The following is a 17,421-nucleotide window of genomic DNA, read 5'->3' as shown; positions in this document are numbered from 1 at the left end:
TGTGCAACCCCCGTGCCAACTGCTGACCGTGTCTGTGATCGCGCCTGATGCCGCGGAGGCCTGACGTTGCGCGTGGGTGAGGGCAAATATTTCCTGCGACCCCCACGATCTGGCACGCGCTTTGCAGTGAATTGTTCCGAATGGTCCCGCGCCAAAGCGAGGCCAACCGCGACAAATGCAGTGTAGAAACAGGGTGTCAAAGTAAGATGGCAGTGACCAACGCCAACTCTGGATCAAGTGGCCCACAGCAGTTTATGGGGCAATTGGGTGGCATGACGCTGCCTTTTGGTATTCTGGCTGTTGTGGCCATGATGGTGCTGCCGTTGCCGGTGGCGCTGCTTGATATCTTCTTTGTGTTTAACATTCTTCTGGCCCTTCTGGTGCTGATGGTGTCGCTGCACAGCTATCGCCCGATGGATTTTTCGTCCTTCCCCAGTGTGTTGCTGATTGCCACCGTTCTGCGGTTGGCGCTGAACGTGGCCTCCACCCGTATCGTGCTGACCGAAGGCCACAATGGGGCCGGTGCCGCCGGTAAGGTGATTGAGGCCTTTGGTAACTTCGTCATTGGCGGCAACTTTGCCGTGGGGATCGTGGTTTTCGCCATCCTGATGATCATCAACCTTGTGGTGATCACCAAAGGTGCAGGCCGCGTGTCTGAAGTGTCGGCGCGTTTTACACTAGACGCATTGCCCGGCAAACAAATGGCGATCGACGCTGACCTTAACGCCGGTATCCTAACAAACGATGAAGCCCGCGACCGCCGCGCCGAAGTGGCGTCCGAGGCGGATTTCTACGGTGCCATGGATGGTGCGTCGAAATTCGTAAAAGGCGACGCGGTTGCCGGTATCCTTATTCTGGCCGCCAACATCATTGGCGGTATCGTTATTGGCGTGGCGCAATACGGCATGGCGGTTGGGGCCGCGACAGAGGCTTATGTGCTGCTTTCCATCGGTGATGGTCTGGTTGCACAGATCCCGTCGCTGCTGTTGTCCATTGCGACTGCGATCATCGTGACCCGTGTAAGCTCGACCCAAGACATGGCCGCGCACATTGGTGAACAGATGAACATCAGCCGCGCTTGGATCCCTGTGGCGGCTGTTATGGCGATCCTTGGTCTGGTGCCGGGCATGCCGAACCTGATTTTCCTGCTGGCAGCGGCGGCTGCGGGTGGGGCGGCCTACTTCTCCAAGGTGCGCGATGAACGTCAGGCGGAAACTGCCGAGGTGGAGGAGCAGCAGGCGCAGCAGAAGCAGAAGGAAGAGTCAGACAAGCCGTCGGCCACCATCACCGCCGATGACATCACCGACTATGCGCCCGTGTCGATCCAGATCGGCTATGGCCTGATCCCGCTGATTGACGGTGGTGAAGCCAGTCCGCTGGTCTCTTCCGTGACCGGTGTGCGCCGGGATGCATCGCGCGCCATGGGCTTTGTGGTGCCGGGCGTACGTATTCGCGATGACCTGAATCTTGAGGCAAACCAATACCGTCTGCGCATTGGTCAGGCGATTGTGGGTGAGGATGCGGTGTATCCCGATCGCAAGCTGGCGCTGCCCGGTGGCATGTCGCGCCGCAAGCTGAAAGGCATTGAATGTACCGATCCCAGCTTTGGTATGGATGCGGTTTGGATCCAGCCCCACCAGCAGGCCGAAGCTGAGGCAGATGATTACGTCGTGGTCGAACCTGAAGCGGTGATTGCCACCCACCTCAGCCAGTTGCTGTATTCTCACGCAGACAAGCTGATCGGCCCCGATGATGTGCAGACACTGTTGAACATTCTGCAGCAGTCCAGCCCAACCCTGGTGGAAACCGTTGTGCCGAAACTGGTGCCGCTGCATGTGCTGACATCGGTTCTGCGCTTCCTGTTGATGGAACGCATTCCGGTTGGCGATCTGCGCCGCATTCTGGAAGGCATGGCCGATATCTCGGCCCTTGGTCTGGCGCCGATGGATATGGCCGAACGCCTGCGTCCGTCGCTGGTGCCGCAGATGCTGCAACAGATTGTGCCGCTGAGCCAGCCTTTGCCGCTGATCACGCTCAGCCCCGATCTGGAACAGATGCTGGTGCGGTCGATCCCGCAGGGTGGCACAGCCCTGATGCTGGACAACGCACTGGCGGAAAAAATCGTGAACGGCCTGACAGAGGTTGGCGAACAGCTGACCGGCGAAGGCCGCCACCCCATCATTATCGTCGCCACGGGCCTGCGCCGTGCCCTGGCAGGTTTCATCCGTATGCACGGACTCGACACTGTTGTGCTGGGTCTGGACGAGCTGCCCGAGGGCCGCCGCATCGAGGTTGTCAGCACCATTGGTGGCCATGACGCCGTACCGAACATGGATCAGTAGGAGTAGATCGCATGAGCAAATCCATCACCATTCGCGCCGCAGACAGTGCCCAAGCCATGGATGAGGTTGCCCGCCGATTGGGTCCAGATGCACTGATCCTGTCTTCGTCACGCAAAGACGGTCAGTTTGAAATCATCGCCATGGTCGAAGGCGAGCCTGAGGTGGCAGAGGCGGACAAGCCCGCGCTGGCTGATCGCCTGAAAAAAGCGTTGAAGGCATCGCCCTTCGCAGTGGCACAGGGCAACGCACCTGCTGAAGAGAAAGAGGCCGTCGCGACAAAAGAAGCGGTCGCCCGCAAGCCAGCGGATGTAGCTGCAAACTCTCCCGTTGGGATGACATCTACCGCGACGTTTGAGGCTTTGCTGAAGCGTCGTTTGGAAGAGGACGGTGTGGCCACGGAATTGTCCCCTGATGCGGCGGCGGTAAAGGGAATCAGTGATCGTGCTGCTGCAAAGAAAGCAGAAGACAAAGCGCTTGCAACATCTCAGGTAAAATCCGCCACGAAAGCTCCTAGCGCCGCTGAGCGTCTGGAGCAGGCCAAGCAGGAAGCAGTGCAAAAGGCTGCCGCGAAATCCGAGGTCAAGAAGGTGCCGCTGCAACAGCAGGCGAAAACCGATGCGAAACGCGACACCAGTCAGGATGTCAAAGCATCGCCGCAACCGCGTCTAGCTGGCACCGTCGCGGCCGAAGCTGCAAAGGCTGCGCCAGTTTCTGCCGCGCCGCTGCCTGATGACGGCATCGAATATGCACCGCGCGTTGCGGGTTTGGGCGGCTTTGATATTCCGACGCCGGTTCTGCCGCAAAACGTAGCCAACGCCCTTTGTGAGGATTTACGCCACTATGATCGCACCGGGCATTTGATCGGCCTGACCCAGGCGATTGTGTCGAGCCTGTTGCCGGAACGCGTCACGGATCCGCTGGGCGTTAGCCGTTTCTTCGTCGCCGGTCCCGACATGCGTCAGAAAGCGCTGGTCGCCATGCGGGTTGCGATCCGTAAACTGGATGCGGGGGAGGCGAAGCCGTCATTTTATGTGATGGGCCAAGAGGCCCGTGCCGATGCGGCCTTTCTGGCCTCTAAGGCAGAGCTACTGGGCCTCAACGTGATGTTGGTGGACGAAAAGGTGGGCCGCCTTCTGCCGGAAGCGGGCGACGGTGCACAGATCGTTATTCTGCCGGATAATCCAGGTATCGCAAGGGGGTATGCTGATGAATTTATGGCAACGGGCGGGCAGGGCCTGTTTGTGCTGCCCAGTGTATTCAGTCGTGATCTGGCGGCGAACATGCTGACACCCTGGCAAGACTGCGACGTGCAGGTTTTCATGGCCGCGAACCCATACGCGCCGGTCTCTGCCCCGCTGCTGGCATGTCTTTTGCAATTTAATAAACAAGTGGCCTGGGCCAGCGAGGGCGAGGATGTCCTCGACAATCTGACGCAGGCGGATGAGGTGATTGTGTCCGACTGGATGCGCGCTTGGGTGCGCGAGCAGATGGATGCGCAACCCGTCACCCCTGCCGAGGCGGCTTTTGCCGCCAAAGCAGCAGACATGCAGGGCAGCGCTGCGCTGCCCCTGCAGTAAGAGTTGAGTGAGGAACGGTAATGATTGCGCAAAAGGGTTACGCCCCCCAGCCCAAGAAGGACCCGGACACGCTGGTGAAAGAGCATATGCCGCTCGTTCGCAAGCTGGCCTGGCACTTCATGGGGCGGGTTGGACAATTTGCTGAAATCGACGACCTTCTTCAGGCGGGCTATCTGGGCCTGATTGATGCAGCGCGTCGCTATACACCGCAGGAGGGCGTCAGTTTCTCGGCCTATGCTGCGATCAGGGTACGAGGGGCGATTGTCGATTTGCTCAGGCGGAACTCGAACCTCTGTCGTAGTACAATCTCGATGCAGCAAAAGGCCCGCGCTGCAGAGCGTGAGCTGGCCCAGCGTCTGCAACGCGATCCTACGCCTGAAGAGATGTCAGCCGAGCTGGGCATGACGCTGGAGGATTACCAATCCTGGGTGGCACGGTTTCAGGCCAACAAGACGCAATCGCTGGATGAGATTTATTCCGACCACTCCGCGCTGTTTGAGGACAATACCGTCAGCCCAGAAGATGCGACGCAACACCAGCAGATCCGTGCGATCATGCGGCAAGCGGTGTCAGAACTGCCAGAGCGTGAGGCATTGGTGCTGCAGCTTTACTATGTCGAAGAGCTGAACATCTATGAGGTGGCTGCAATCATCGGCGTGACCACCGGACGTGTGTCGCAGATCAAAAAGGCCGCCATCGGCCGGTTGCGCGATCGCATGAAGGGGTCGTTCTAACGGTACGGTGTGCAGTAATGAGTGTGCGGTCCCTTCTGGGGCCGTTTTCCTTTGTATGAGGCGGACTTTGTATGAAGTGGGCATGTTTGAGGTGCGCAGAAGCTACAGCCACAAAAAAGCCGCGCTCCTATGGAAACGCGGCCTTTAGAAATCCGATGGTAAAGGGACGCTTACAGCAGGCCCTGATCGCGGGCGGTGATCACCGCATGGGTGCGGTTGTTGGCGCCCAGCTTTTTACAGATGGATTTTACGTGCATTTTAATCGTCGCCTCCGACAACTGCAGCGAGTTGGCGATTTCCTTGTTCTGTTTGCCTTCACCCAGACATTCCAGAACGGTCTTTTCGCGTGCACTCAGCTTGCCGACGCCTTCACCGGCTTCTGCCGCTTCCTCGCGCATCAGGTCGAGAGGTACATAGGTCTCACCCACATGCATAAAACGGATCGCGATGGCGAGGCTCTTTGCTGGCATGGTTTTGGGCACCAGACCTGCGGCCCCTTTGGCCAGCGATTCATCCAGAATACGTTTGGTTGGTGTGCCGGTCAGGATGGCGACCGGGTTTTTCTTGTTCAGCTGAATAGCGCGGGTCAGACCCTGTGTGCCGTTCATGCCGGGCATGTTGTAATCAAGCAGTACCACATCATAACCACCATTGCTGGTAATCGCTGACAGAGCCCCGTCCAGATCAGTTGTGGTGGTGACATGCATATCGGGCTGTGTGCCCAGGAACATGGACAGAACGTCCAGGATCATTCCATGGTCATCCGCGATCAGAACGCGGATCTTGCCGCTAGTGTCGGTCATGTTGGTCCCTCTTTTACCTTCGGATGTCTGTTTACTGGTTACTCAGCTTTTAAGACGACCAAAGGAGATATTTCTTAAGCCTTAATTTCGATTAGACCAACAAGACGCGCCTTAGACAAGCAACAAGCTGCAAAACCCCATACTAAAGTATGTAGGCCTAGACGGAAGGGCGGATTGTGAGCGGCATTGGTGGGCGATACCCCTTATGTACAGACTTGGTCGTGACGTTCAGGCCGGTGGCGGTGATTTGTCCGCCAGGACTATCGAGGAGGCTGGGCCGAGACGCCCGGCTTAGTTGCGTTGAACACTTTGTGTTCTTGCGACTTCGGGCTTGGAAGTTGCAAAGTACTCGGCCATGGATATGGCTCGGGCGTACGGCTTGGACCGTGCAGAGCAGGAATGACCGCGCGCGGGCAGTGCGGCTATATCGAAGAGGCCCGACCGTGCGCCAATCGGGCCACGGGTAAAGTAGTAGTTGAACGCCGGAAGGCCATAATGCTGAAACAAACAGACGACGGTTTGGACACTCTGCGCCAAAGAGGGCTTTGGGCGATTTGGTTCGGGCTGATTGTCGCGATGTTGGTTTCAGTCCTTCTGTTTAACAACTTTCTCGGCGCAGTGCGTCAGACCCTATGGGAAGGTCAGCAGCGTCAGGTTTACGATCATTGGGTGACCGATCAATTGGATCTGGATTATGCAGGCCTGCTGGTCGCTGTGGGCAACGCCCAGGTATCGGAACAACTGGGCGCGCATGGTGCTGGTGATGCCGCTGCTCAGGCGATCGTCTTTGCACATCTCTCTGACGTTGTAGCCGGTGCCGAAGTGCTGTCACAAGCAGCGTTTTCGGATGCTGATATGTCGGGCGATCTGGCGGCTTTGCTGAGCGCCCAGAAGATTTTTGTAAGCACTTACGCAGCTCGCCTGAAACAGCAGAGGGATTTGCAACCGGCAGAGCTGCAGCAGCTGCACAGCGATGTCAGCGCGCTGGTGCAGCAGCGTCAGGCCTTGGCACAGGGGGTGATGCGCAGCGAAGTGCAATCGTTTGAGGACCGCGAGGCGACGTTGCAATCGGGTTTGCAGGCTATGTATCGCAGCGGGATGGCGGTGTTGCTGTTCTTTGCCGGTTTGATGGCAGTGAACGTGCTGATGGCGGTGACATTGCGCAAACGGCGTCAGGCGCTGAAACAGTCTGTGGCCAACATGCGGTCAATCGTGCAGGCATCGCGCGACGCGATCTTTCTGGTGCAGAAAGACCTGACCGTCGTGGGCATGGGGCGCGCCGGTGAAGCGCTGTTTGGATATAGCGAAGAGGAAACGCTAGGCCGGTCGTTGTTGGATTTTTTTGCCAATGACCGGACTGAGTTTGAAGAGTTTGTCAGCAGCCTTAAGGCGGGCCGCGATGACCCGCTGGCCGATTTCAGCATCGAGCTGAACGCGCGCCGCCGCGACGGCACCGTCTTTGCTGCCAACACCAGTTTTGCTGCGTCCGAGGGGGGCAGCGACGATATCGCCTATATCATTGCTGTGTCAGACATGACGGAACAGATCGAACGTGAACTGAGCCTGATGCAGGCCCGCAACGAGGCGTTGCAGGCAGAACGGGCAAAGTCGCGCTTCCTCGCCTCGATGAGCCATGAGATGCGCACGCCGTTGAATGGTGTTCTGGCCTCGCTTGATCTTCTGCGTGAAACCACCCGTTTGGACGACCGTCAGTGCGAACTGGTGTCGATCATCGAACGCAGTGGCGATGATGCGCTAGAACAGGTGGACAACGTTCTGGAGCTGACGCGCCTTGATACCTTGGCCAATACGGCCATTGCAGTTGCGCCCTTCTGCCCCGTGGCGGAGTTGCACAAAATTGTTGAGGCCGCACGCCCGCGCGCTGTGCAGAACAAAAACGAGCTGCAGCTAGAAACTCAGCTGCCGGAAACGCTGCAGGTTGTCGGCTCGGCGATCCTGTTCCGCCAGATCATGCACAACTTCCTATCCAATGCGGTTAAATTTACCTCCGAAGGGCGTGTTGTGGCGCGGCTTTCGGCGTTGGATATGGGCGAAGCGTTTGAATTTACCGCAGTTGTCGAGGATACGGGCATTGGCATCGAAACCGTCGATTTGGACAGAATCTTCCGCAACTTTGAAACCATTCGCGATTCCTATTCACACTTCAGTTCTGGCAGCGGTCTGGGTTTGTCGATCGCCAAACACTCTGCCGATTTGCTGAACGCCTCGATCGAGGTGGAAAGCCATCCGGGGCAGGGCAGCAGCTTCTCACTGGTCGTGCGCTGGAACAAGGTGGCAGAGGATGTCGCTAGCCCCCCGCTGACCGGTCACGCGCTGCAACAGGATAGCGATGGCGGGCTGGATGTGCTGGTTGTCGAAGACAATGAGATTAATCGCCAGATGCTGGTGGAGATGCTGAAAACGAAAGGCCACCGTGTGGTGCAGGCCGTTGATGGTCTGGAGGGGGTCGCCGCCGGGCGTGATCAGGCGTTTGATCTGATCCTGATGGATATTTCGATGCCGAAACTGGACGGTGTCGGCGCCACGCGCATGTTACGCCATATGGGCGAAAGTCGAGAGGCTCCGATTGTTGCTGTCACCGCCCATTCGCAACCCGAACACATGCGCGAGTTTCTGGCCGCTGGTATGGACCGTGTACTGACCAAGCCACTGCGCATGGCGACACTGGACGCATTGTTTGAGGACTTGGGCATGGCTCCGAAGGCGTCAGCATCCGCCTGTGAGGGAATGGCGACGAAGGTCGAAACGCCCGCGATCGTGTCAATTGAGAAGGGGCAGAATGTGGCCGCGGAGGCGCCAGTCGAGGCGGTTGAACCCGTCGTCGCAGCATCACAAGCGGAGGATGCATTTGCGGATGTCGCTGTGCTGGGTGTGATCGAAGAGAGTGAAGAAACGACAACAGAAGAAGAGACCATGACAGAACAACTGATTGATAAGGAAGTGTTTGACGGTCTGATCGACATGCTGGGGGGCGAGTCGGTCGTCGGCTATCTGGCACAGTTTGAAAATGACGCGGTTGAAATGCTGCCGAAATATGACGCCGCCATCGCCAGCTCTGATTTTGCCACGGCACGGGCAGAGGCACACCGTTGCGCTGGCGGTGCAGCTGTGATCGGCGCGGGGCGTGTGCATGAGGTGTTGCAGGGCATGACCCATTCTGCCGATGACGGTGACGCTGCCAGCTGTAACCAGATGTCGGCCAGCCTGCTGGATCTGACCCGCCGCACCATGACTGAAATGCGCGGTGTCATCGGCTGATAGTGCGGCGCTAGACTTGAATTTTGCTATGTGCTGGTGCCCACAGGGCTGCGCATGCGACCCAAATTTTGGGACAGGTTGTGTGATGAAGCCCCTCGTCTTGGCGGGGGCTTTGTCGTTTCTGGGGCGGGCTTTGCAATGCTGTTTTGCGACCCAAAGCAGATAGACGCACAACTATACCAATGATTATGCGACCTCACCTTGTGCACAATGGGGGCAGGTGGGGGCGCCGTGTTAGCGTTTATTTGGGCAAGCCGCCCCGTGATACGGCGACAAGGAAGACCTGACAGGTGGACGCACTATTGTATCCCCCCGTATTCATCCCCCCGTATTGCAGCCCCCGCAGGGGCGCTGCCCTCGTGATACCGCCACTCACGCAGGACGACCACATCGGGTGATCCGATGTGGTCGTTCCTTTTGGGAAAGAGGCAGGTCTCAACGAGCGATCACAATATCCGCGCACAGCCCGCCCAGATGCCCGCTCTGCGATAGGCGCAGGGTGCCGCCATGGGCCCGTGCCGTGTCATTGGCAATCGCCAGTCCCAGTCCGACTCCACCGCCCAGATCCTGATTGCGTGCGGCATCCAGCCGCGAGAAGGGGCGCATCGCATCTTCACGCTGTTCGGGCGCAATGCCGGGGCCGTCATCCTCAACACGGATGCGCAGGGACCGCTCGCTGAGGCGCACAGACACCTCTGCGCGGCTGCCATAGCGGGTGGCGTTTTCGATCAGGTTACTGACGGCCCGTTTCAGCGCCATGGTGCGTAGGGGCATAGTTTTCGACGGGTCGCCTTCGGTCTGGGTCAGTTCGACAGGACGGGCGCCGCGTTGGGCGTCTGAGACGATCTCTCTCACCAAGGGCAGGGGGGCGACATGTTCCATCGGGGCATCGCCCGTACCCTGGCTGAACGACAGGAAACCATCCAGCATTTTCTGCATGTCTTCTACGTCCCGCTCCATCGGTTTGCGGTCGGCATCATCGAGCAGCGCCAGCCCCAACCGCAACCGCGTCAACGGGGTGCGCAGGTCATGACTGACCCCAGACAGCATCATGGTGCGCTGCTGAATATGTCGCTCAATCCGTGCGCGCATATCAACGAAGGCATGGCCTGCCGCCCGAACCTCTTGGGCGCCGCCGGGGCTGTAAGGGATGGACCGGCCACGGCCGAAGGCCTCTGCCGCTTGCGCTAAACGGGTGATCGGGCGCAACTGATTGCGCAGGTATATGAAAGAGATCACTGTCATCAATCCGCCGAAAAATACCATGTTCACAAACAGTTGGTGAGTGTTCGGCGGCGACACGCGGTTGCGGGCAAACACAAACTGGGTCAGCGTTGCATCATCGCGCAGCACGATCGCCACTTTCGTCCGGCTCGGCAGCACGATCGCCTCGATCCCCTGCAGCCGGTCCTCAAAGGTTGCGATGACCACCAGACCAGTCAGGTCATACCAGCGTCGCTCGGACTGGGGTATATCGCTGCCAGCGGGCAGGGAGGTGACGGTAATGTCCAGTAATTCCGCCAATGCAGAGCGCTGCACCTCCGGCAAGGTGCGCAGGGCGGTTACCTCTCGTGCGGTGGTGCGGGTCATCTGTTCGGTCACACCGGCAAAATGACGCTGCACAAAGACGACGGTAACCACCAGCAACACCGTCAGCACCGGCAGGATCAAGATCAACGCCGCCCTTGAATAGAGGCCGCGCGGCACGTAGCGTTTCATCCACTGAAAGTTCATGGCCCGACCCTAACCAGTCGCAGCCACAGAAGGAAGAGCAGGAACCAAAGTGATGCAGGCACCGGATGATTTTAACGCCCCCGTGGGCGTGGCTGAACAGCTGGACGACGGTCTGCGCCGCATTCTTGCGCCGAACCCTTCGCCGATGACTTATCGTGGTACCAACACCTATCTGATCGGCGACCGCGATCTGGCCGTTGTTGACCCCGGACCCGACAGTGAGGCGCATTTGCAGGCCATCCTTGCCGCGCTGCACCCCGATCAGCGCATTTCCCATATCCTTGTGACCCACGCACATCTGGATCACTCGCCCCTTGCGCGGCGTCTCGGGCAAATCACTGATGCGCCGGTGCTGGCTTATGGCGACTATCGCGCTGGTCAATCGGCGGTGATGGCGGAGCTGGCTGCTGCTGGTCTTGCTGGCGGCGGGGAGGGGGTGGACAATCGCTTCACCCCAGATCAAACCGTCGCCGACGGCGAGGTGATCAAAGGCGATGGCTGGTCTCTGGAGGCGCTCTGGACCCCTGGCCATTTCGGCAATCACCTGAGTTTCGCCAAGGATGATGTGATCTTGACCGGTGATCTGGTGATGGGCTGGGCCTCTTCATTGGTGTCGCCGCCCGATGGCGATCTGACCGATTTCATGCGTTCCTGCGAAATGCTGCAGAACCGTCCCGCCCGCCGCTTCCATGCGGGCCATGGTGCACCGGTTGATGCACCGGCAGAGCGGTTAGACTGGCTGATTGCTCACCGTCGCCAGCGTGAGACGCAGATCCTTGAGGCATTATCGCAAAAAGGCGGCACGGTATCCGCGCTGACACAAGTCATTTATACCGAAGTGCCCCCTGCGCTCATCCCAGCCGCAGAGCGGAATGTCTTTGCGCATCTAGTTGATCTATATGTAAAAAACATCGTCATCTGTTCTGATCCCCTGTCTTTTAAGACCCATTTCGATTTGCGCTGACCGCGCGTTCATGGGCAGGTGAATTTTTTTGGAAAAATGTGACAAATCCCTCTTGCGGCCCGAAATCGCTATAGCTATACACCCCCTCACACAAGATGCTGAACGGCATCAACACAGTGTTCCGGCGTAGCTCAGCGGTAGAGCAGTTGACTGTTAATCAATTGGTCGTAGGTTCGATCCCTACCGCCGGAGCCATAAAAAGCCCTTAAGTCGCAGAGACTTGAGGGCTTTTTTGGTTTTGCGCCCTGGGGCAACATCCGCCTTTAGGGGGGGCAGATGGATTGGAAGCAGACGGTTTAGGGGGCAGCAGTGTACGGCGGCTAAAGGTGCGTCACTCTCGCAACCGTATTCATCATCAAAACTGGTCAGGAATGGTCGACTGAGCCGGGTTGAGAATGATCGCGGCTAAGATACACTGAAAACCTCGCAGCAGTTTCAACAGGTTGAACACAACGCAACGATATCGTTTGTTCAAAGGGCTATCGAAAAGACGTTGTTCGATGGCGGCATTAAATATGCAACGTCCGCCTTGGGTTATGCAGCATACATATTCACCAATGCGTTCCGAAATGCTTCGACCAACTGATCCTCTGCAATTGAGGCCAAGTGCCCGGCTTTGCGTACGAGTGTAACCTCGATATTGAGTGGTGGATTGAACGGCACCGCTCTGGACTGTGCAAGCATAGCGCCAGAAAGTGTGATGTCATCGGCCACCCCAACAGCCACCCCTTTTTCGGCGAACGCTATGGAAGCCCTGCAATTGCGCAATTCTATCATCGAATTTGGATGCAGGTTCTTCGCAGAACAGGCTTCTAGAATTAAACGTCCGATCGGGTCTGTAGGACGCATCAAGGACAAAGGAAGTCGGACATATTCTTCCAGTGTTATGTTGTCACAGCCGTTCAGATAACCGGATGGTAGAACACAGTTCACTTGAATACTGGTCTCGAAGATCGTTTCGACAGGAAGATCGTGCGCTTTGCCGAAAATGCACGCGAAATCGAGCCGGCCAGCTTGAACAAGATGCATCAACTCGTGGGAGTTCAGAACCTCGACGGCCACATTCAATTCAGAACTGCCTTGTGTTACGTCGGCAATGGCCTGCGCTGCGATATTTTCCCCGAGCGCAGGCACAACACCAACCCGAATGTTGCCCGACTTTCCCTCTGCAAGGGCTTTGGACAATTGCGCGAGCTGATTGAGGTCCTCTTGAATGGCACGTACCTGCCGAAACAACAGATGGGCCTCTGCGGTGGGCTGAAGGCGACCTTTCACGGATCGAAATAGTTGCAGATTGAGTTCGTCCTGCATGCGTTTCAGCGTTGTGCTGATGGCGGGCTGGGTTACCGATAGCATTTCCGCCGCGGCAACGGTCGAGCCGGTGATCATATAGGCGTGAAAGACTTCTATCTGTCTGAGTTGCACGTGTCGTCCTATTAGATGGCATTATGCATAGCTTGCGATTCACTATTAGACGATATGCGAAGACCTGACTAGCGTTTCAGGTACATCCGGCGACATGCCCGGATGAATACCGGAGGAGACCTATGAATAAGATTATTGCGGCTGCCATTGCAGCAAGTTTTTCATTCTCAACTCAGGCCATCGCTGCGGATCAGCTGGTGATTGGGACCGGCGGCACCGGCGGCACTTATTACCCGGTGGGGGTGGGCATTGCCAAAATCGTTTCTGATGCCGTTTCCGATTTGTCAGTGGATGCTGTGTCTTCGGGCGGTAGTACCGAAAACGTCCGCCTGATTGGCAAAAAAGAAATCGATCTCGGTATTACCAACGGTGTGGTGGGCGCACTTGCCACAAGTGGGACAGGTGTTTTTGACGGAAAGCCGCAATCCAACTTGCGGGCACTGTTCTCTCTCTGGGGAAACACCGAACATCAGGTGGCCCTGACGAGCGAAGTCAAAACCGGGACTGTTGCCGACCTTGCGACACTATCCGGGAAGTACAACATCGGTGGACGTAAAAGTGGTGCGCGCACCGCAGCGTCGCTGATGCTGGGCGCGATTGGCAACGATGTCGAAAACATGAATATGGAGTTTCTTGCGAAATACTCAGAATCCGCCCGGGCACTTCAGGACCGCCGAATTTCGGCCGCCAATCTGGGGGCTGGCATGCCGGTCGCTGCTGTGACCGAACTCTATGCGACAGTTGGCGCAGATGATGTGACCATCCTGTCCTTTTCGGATGAACAGCTTAACAAACTGAATGACGCATTCCCCGGCCTGTATTACCGAAAGGAAATTCCGGCCAACACCTATCCCGGCCAGACCGACGCTGTTGCCAGCGCGGAATATGCCAACCTGATGGTGGTTGATGAAAATGTGTCGGACGAGGTGGTCTACCAATTTGTAAAGGCTGTCTTCGATAACCTTGAAGACGTGCACGCGATCCACCCGTCCGCCCAGGCCATTAAGCTTGACACTGCTCTGTCTGGGCTGAGCGCCCCGCTGCATCCAGGCGCGGTCCGGTTCTATGAAGAAAATGGCCTGACCATCCCAGATCACCTGCGCCCTTAATCCCCACGGCTTGTGGTGCGCTTTTCGTGACCTGCAAGGCTGCACGAAACGGCGGTGACTCCCTGCTGATCACCGCCGTTTCTATTAGGAGAGTTCCATGGATGACCCACACAAACAGACTGACTGGGCAGTGCTGAACACAGCATTGCTTGTCCTCGCCACAGCGTTTGGCCTCTTTCATCTCTACTTTTCGACGCTGGCGACAATCTCTGAAAGCTGGCGCAACAGCATCCATGTGGGTGGGGCGATGATGTTCCTGTTCGCCTTTGCAGCGATGCGCAGCGCTTCTGTTCAGAACCGAAACATCCTTTTTGTGTTCGCGGCCTTATCTCTGACCTTGCCAATCTATGTGCTGAGCATGGAGGAGTCATTGTTTCAAAGGGGGGACGAACTGATTTCTGCGGACCTGTACATGGCAGCGCTGGGGATGTTTCTGGTGGTCGTCGCGGCAGGCGTCGGTGGTGGATGGGTGTTGTCGATCCTGGCTACGCTCTGCGTGGCTTACGCGATTTATTTCGGGGCAGTGCTGCCGGGCAACCTCGGGTTTCGCGGTATTTCCTACGAGACTTTCGCCTATCGCATCTTCTGGGGTGGCGAGGGGTATTTCGGTTTTCTGGCCTCGATATCTGCAACGTTCGTCTACCTGTTTATTCTCTTCGGTTCGGTCCTACTGGCGGCGGGCAGCGGAGATTTTCTGATGCGCCTGGCTTTGGCACTTGGGTCACGCATGCACGGTGGGCCAGCACAGGCAGCAGTCATCGCAAGTGCGCTGATGGGGTCTGTAAGCGGCACTTCGATCGGCAATGTCATGGCAACCGGATCTGTGACGATCCCCATGATGAAACGGGCAGGGTATTCGCCCAAGTTTGCCGCTGGAGTTGAAGCAAGTGCGTCGAACATCGGACAGATCGCACCGCCGGTGATGGGCGCTGGGGCATTCATCCTGTCGGCCTGGACACAAGTGGGGTATGGTACGGTCGTAACCTTGTCGATCCTTCCGGCAATTCTGTATTTCTACTCGGTCTTCATTGGCGTGGCGTGTTACACTAACCGGGCTGGTTTCGAACTCAAGATTGAGAAGACGCCGATTGAATGGCGCGACGGAATACCTTTCCTGACCGGCATTTCGGCCTTCATCGGCGGTCTCATACTGGGCTACACCCCTATCTATTCCTGTTGCGCCGCAATTGGTGTTGTCGTTGCGGCAAGCTGGGTCACAAAAAACAACAAAATTACGTTTGCACGCATGGCGGATGTTTTCCTTGATACCGCCAAAACGGCTTCAATCACCGCTTTGATGTTGGCAGCTGCCAACGTCGTTGTTGGTGTGCTGACGATGACCGGCAAGGCCATCACATTTTCCGCGATGATCTTTGATGTTGCGCAAGGCAATGTCTATCTGATGGTGATCGCAGTCATTCTCATTTCGCTGATCCTGGGCATGGGGCTGCCTATCACGGCCAGTTACGTCATTGTTGCTGCGGTTGTGGGCACCGGCTTTGAGGAGTTCGGATTCACGGTTCTGGCGATCCACCTGATGATCTATTGGTACAGTCAGGACAGCACCGTCACACCGCCGATTGCGCTGTCTGCCTTCGCGGCTGCAGGAATAGCGGGGGCCAAGCCTTTTGCGACCAGTATTGTGTCATGGAAATTGTCCAAGGGTCTCTATGCCATTCCACTACTTTTTCTGTCGGGGGATATCCTGTTCCAGAATGGTGCAGTTGCCGCTTTCGTCGCCTTCGGCGCTGCCTTGATTGGGTTGACTGGCCTAGCGTATTCCCTGTCAAAACACACGGTTTCCGGGTCCATACCCGGTATTCTTGCCGCGGCTCTGTTTGTGACATCGGTAGGGTGCTTTCTACTCGACAGAGGCACTGCAAACCTGTTCGCTGCGGCTACATTCGCACTGATCGTCCTTGCCGAAGTCCTTTCCCGTAAGACGAAACCCCAATCCGGAGAGACGCCATCTAATGTATGATCTGACTATTTCAAATGCGACCGTGGTTGATGGCACAGGCGGCGAGCGCTATCTGGCGACGGTTTGTATCAAAGACGAAAAAATTGTCCGCATTGAACGCGGTGGTGGAGCATTCCCCAGTCAATCAGATGTGGATGCTCAAGGTCTGATACTGGCGCCTGGTTTCATCGATGTTCACACACATGACGATATTGCGCTGATCGCAAACCCGGACATGGTCTGCAAGACCAGTCAGGGTATTACAACCGTCATTGTCGGTCTATGTGGATACAGCCCGGCCCCTTTTTCACCGAACGCGGATATTCCGGCTGAGTATGATATTTTGCTGCAATCACACTCTCAGCGATTTGAGCGGTTCGCGGACTACCTTGAGGCGGTGAAACAAGCGAAACCATCCGTGAATTATCTGGGCCTCGTTGGACATTCAACGCTGCGCTTGTCGGTCATGGATGATGTGAACCGCCCAGCGACGGATCGGGAAATCGCGAAGATGGCGGATCTGCTTGTCGACAGCATGAACGCAGGCGCGATCGGCCTAAGCTCTGGATTGGCCTATTCCATGGCACAGAAGTCCGATACGCGTGAACTGATTGAACTTTGCAAGGCCATGTCTGACCGCAATGGTTTTTACGTCACCCATATCCGCAATGAAGCGGACGGTATGATTGATGGCGTCAAAGAAGCATTGAAAATCGGTCGGGACGCAGACGTACCGGTCATTTTTTCGCACCACAAGGCGATGTGCGATCATAATCACGGCACGACCAAACACTCTCTCAAGCTCATCGACGCAGCCGCCGCCGAGCAAACCCTTGCGCTTGACGTGTATCCATATTGTTATTCCTCCACCTCTCTGACACGGGAACGCGCTTTGCGTGGCGGACATATTGTAATTGCGCGCTCGGATCCGATGCCACAGATGGTCGGGAAAAGCCTTTGTGAAGTGGCGGAGCTTTTGAACTGTTCCGAGGCAGATGCCGTTGATCAACTCGCACCGGCAGGGGCCTTATACTACCTGATGTCAGAAGACGATGTTCAGCGGGTGATGAAATATCCGATGACAATGATCGGTTCAGACGGTCTTCCTTTTGATGAGAAACCGCATCCGCGCCTCTGGGGTACGTTTCCCCGGGTCTTGTCGCGCTATGTGCGCGACATTCCGGTCTATTCACTGGAAGAGGCAGTTCATCGGATGACTGGTTTGCCGTCAAAGGTCTTCGGTCTAAAAAACAGAGGTGTGATAGCAGAAGGGAACTTTGCGGACATGGTGCTGTTCTCTGAGACCGAAGTTGCGGATCAGGCCACAGCAGATCAGCCAAAGAAAACATCCAAGGGCATTGCCGCCGTGTTTGTCGCTGGAAAACCGCCCTCGGAACATCAGGGCAAATCTCTGGAATCGCGTCACGTGCTGCCGTGCGCAGGGAGTGATAATCCCGTTTGATAACGGCACATATCAGCGAGTGGCCGGAAAAA

General features: G+C 56.9%; 11 protein-coding genes and 1 tRNA gene. 9 read left to right on the top strand and 3 right to left on the bottom strand.

Annotated elements, in window-relative coordinates; translation table 11 throughout:
- Nucleotides 1-206 precede the first annotated feature (206 nt).
- The 3 genes from flhA to MHM86_RS04325 are packed head-to-tail and all read left to right on the top strand — an operon-like array spanning nucleotide 207 to nucleotide 4,653.
- Entirely contained in the window at nucleotides 207-2,342 is a 2,136-nt protein-coding gene (gene flhA / locus MHM86_RS04335; RefSeq protein ID WP_239196230.1) for a flagellar biosynthesis protein FlhA, read from the top strand.
- An 11-nt stretch (nucleotides 2,343-2,353) separates the two neighbouring features.
- Nucleotides 2,354-3,919, top strand: coding sequence for a hypothetical protein (locus MHM86_RS04330; protein ID WP_239196228.1), 1,566 nt, complete (start codon nucleotides 2,354-2,356; stop codon nucleotides 3,917-3,919).
- Between the two features lie 20 nt (nucleotides 3,920-3,939).
- The gene (locus MHM86_RS04325; RefSeq protein ID WP_239196226.1) at nucleotides 3,940-4,653 is read left to right on the top strand and encodes a sigma-70 family RNA polymerase sigma factor; all 714 of its coding nucleotides are present in this window, start codon (nucleotides 3,940-3,942) and stop codon (nucleotides 4,651-4,653) included.
- A gap of 170 nt (nucleotides 4,654-4,823) precedes the next feature.
- Here the strand turns inward: MHM86_RS04325 and MHM86_RS04320 are convergent, their stop codons facing one another.
- Nucleotides 4,824-5,456 (bottom strand): response regulator transcription factor, encoded by a 633-nt coding sequence (locus MHM86_RS04320; protein ID WP_239196224.1) that lies wholly within the window; start codon nucleotides 5,454-5,456, stop codon nucleotides 4,824-4,826.
- 495 nt (nucleotides 5,457-5,951) lie between these two features.
- Between MHM86_RS04320 and MHM86_RS04315 the strand changes: the two genes are divergently transcribed.
- On the top strand, nucleotides 5,952-8,735 hold the full coding sequence (locus tag MHM86_RS04315; RefSeq protein ID WP_239196222.1) for a response regulator: 2,784 nt from the start codon (nucleotides 5,952-5,954) through the stop codon (nucleotides 8,733-8,735).
- A 435-nt stretch (nucleotides 8,736-9,170) separates the two neighbouring features.
- Here MHM86_RS04315 and MHM86_RS04310 read toward each other — a convergent pair whose 3' ends face one another.
- Nucleotides 9,171-10,469, bottom strand: a complete 1,299-nt coding sequence (locus tag MHM86_RS04310) for an ATP-binding protein (protein WP_239196220.1) — start codon at nucleotides 10,467-10,469, stop codon at nucleotides 9,171-9,173.
- A 52-nt stretch (nucleotides 10,470-10,521) separates the two neighbouring features.
- Between MHM86_RS04310 and MHM86_RS04305 the strand changes: the two genes are divergently transcribed.
- Both MHM86_RS04305 and MHM86_RS04300 read left to right on the top strand, forming a co-directional pair.
- Nucleotides 10,522-11,433, top strand: a complete 912-nt coding sequence (locus MHM86_RS04305) for an MBL fold metallo-hydrolase (protein ID WP_239196218.1) — start codon at nucleotides 10,522-10,524, stop codon at nucleotides 11,431-11,433.
- Nucleotides 11,434-11,553: 120 nt separating this feature from the next.
- Nucleotides 11,554-11,628: transfer RNA gene (locus MHM86_RS04300), tRNA-Asn, on the top strand.
- Nucleotides 11,629-11,967: 339 nt separating this feature from the next.
- Here the strand turns inward: MHM86_RS04300 and MHM86_RS04295 are convergent.
- Nucleotides 11,968-12,858, bottom strand: a complete 891-nt coding sequence (locus MHM86_RS04295) for a LysR family transcriptional regulator (RefSeq protein WP_239196216.1) — start codon at nucleotides 12,856-12,858, stop codon at nucleotides 11,968-11,970.
- Between the two features lie 122 nt (nucleotides 12,859-12,980).
- On the opposite strand from MHM86_RS04295, the gene MHM86_RS04290 reads away from it, so the two are divergent.
- The 3 genes from MHM86_RS04290 (at nucleotide 12,981) to MHM86_RS04280 (ending at nucleotide 17,389) form a co-directional block, all read left to right on the top strand.
- Nucleotides 12,981-13,967 (top strand): TAXI family TRAP transporter solute-binding subunit, encoded by a 987-nt coding sequence (locus MHM86_RS04290; RefSeq protein ID WP_239196214.1) that lies wholly within the window; start codon nucleotides 12,981-12,983, stop codon nucleotides 13,965-13,967.
- Nucleotides 13,968-14,064: 97 nt separating this feature from the next.
- Complete coding sequence (locus MHM86_RS04285) at nucleotides 14,065-15,948, top strand: TRAP transporter fused permease subunit (protein ID WP_239196212.1); 1,884 nt, start codon at nucleotides 14,065-14,067, stop codon at nucleotides 15,946-15,948.
- A complete protein-coding gene (locus MHM86_RS04280; RefSeq protein ID WP_239196210.1) occupies nucleotides 15,941-17,389 on the top strand; it encodes an amidohydrolase family protein in 1,449 nt (482 codons plus the stop codon). Before MHM86_RS04285 ends, MHM86_RS04280 begins: the two co-directional genes overlap by 8 nt.
- The last annotated feature ends 32 nt before the right edge of the window (nucleotides 17,390-17,421 follow it).

It is taken from the genome of Thalassobius sp. Cn5-15, assembly GCF_022347685.1.
Classification (GTDB): domain Bacteria; phylum Pseudomonadota; class Alphaproteobacteria; order Rhodobacterales; family Rhodobacteraceae; genus Thalassobius.
The sequence above is the reverse complement of the archived record's forward strand: the minus strand, read 5'-3'. Positions and strand labels throughout refer to the sequence as shown.

What these genes read in the sequence shown, in the direction of transcription:
- flhA (WP_239196230.1), top strand. Translation starts at nt 207, where the DNA reads ATGGCAGTGACCAACGCCAACTCTGGATCAAGTGGCCCACAGCAGTTT.
- MHM86_RS04330 (WP_239196228.1), top strand. Translation starts at nt 2,354, where the DNA reads ATGAGCAAATCCATCACCATTCGCGCCGCAGACAGTGCCCAAGCCATG.
- MHM86_RS04325 (WP_239196226.1), top strand. Translation starts at nt 3,940, where the DNA reads ATGATTGCGCAAAAGGGTTACGCCCCCCAGCCCAAGAAGGACCCGGAC.
- MHM86_RS04320 (WP_239196224.1), bottom strand. Translation starts at nt 5,456, where the DNA reads ATGACCGACACTAGCGGCAAGATCCGCGTTCTGATCGCGGATGACCAT.
- MHM86_RS04315 (WP_239196222.1), top strand. Translation starts at nt 5,952, where the DNA reads ATGCTGAAACAAACAGACGACGGTTTGGACACTCTGCGCCAAAGAGGG.
- MHM86_RS04310 (WP_239196220.1), bottom strand. Translation starts at nt 10,469, where the DNA reads ATGAACTTTCAGTGGATGAAACGCTACGTGCCGCGCGGCCTCTATTCA.
- MHM86_RS04305 (WP_239196218.1), top strand. Translation starts at nt 10,522, where the DNA reads ATGCAGGCACCGGATGATTTTAACGCCCCCGTGGGCGTGGCTGAACAG.
- MHM86_RS04290 (WP_239196214.1), top strand. Translation starts at nt 12,981, where the DNA reads ATGAATAAGATTATTGCGGCTGCCATTGCAGCAAGTTTTTCATTCTCA.
- MHM86_RS04285 (WP_239196212.1), top strand. Translation starts at nt 14,065, where the DNA reads ATGGATGACCCACACAAACAGACTGACTGGGCAGTGCTGAACACAGCA.
- MHM86_RS04280 (WP_239196210.1), top strand. Translation starts at nt 15,941, where the DNA reads ATGTATGATCTGACTATTTCAAATGCGACCGTGGTTGATGGCACAGGC.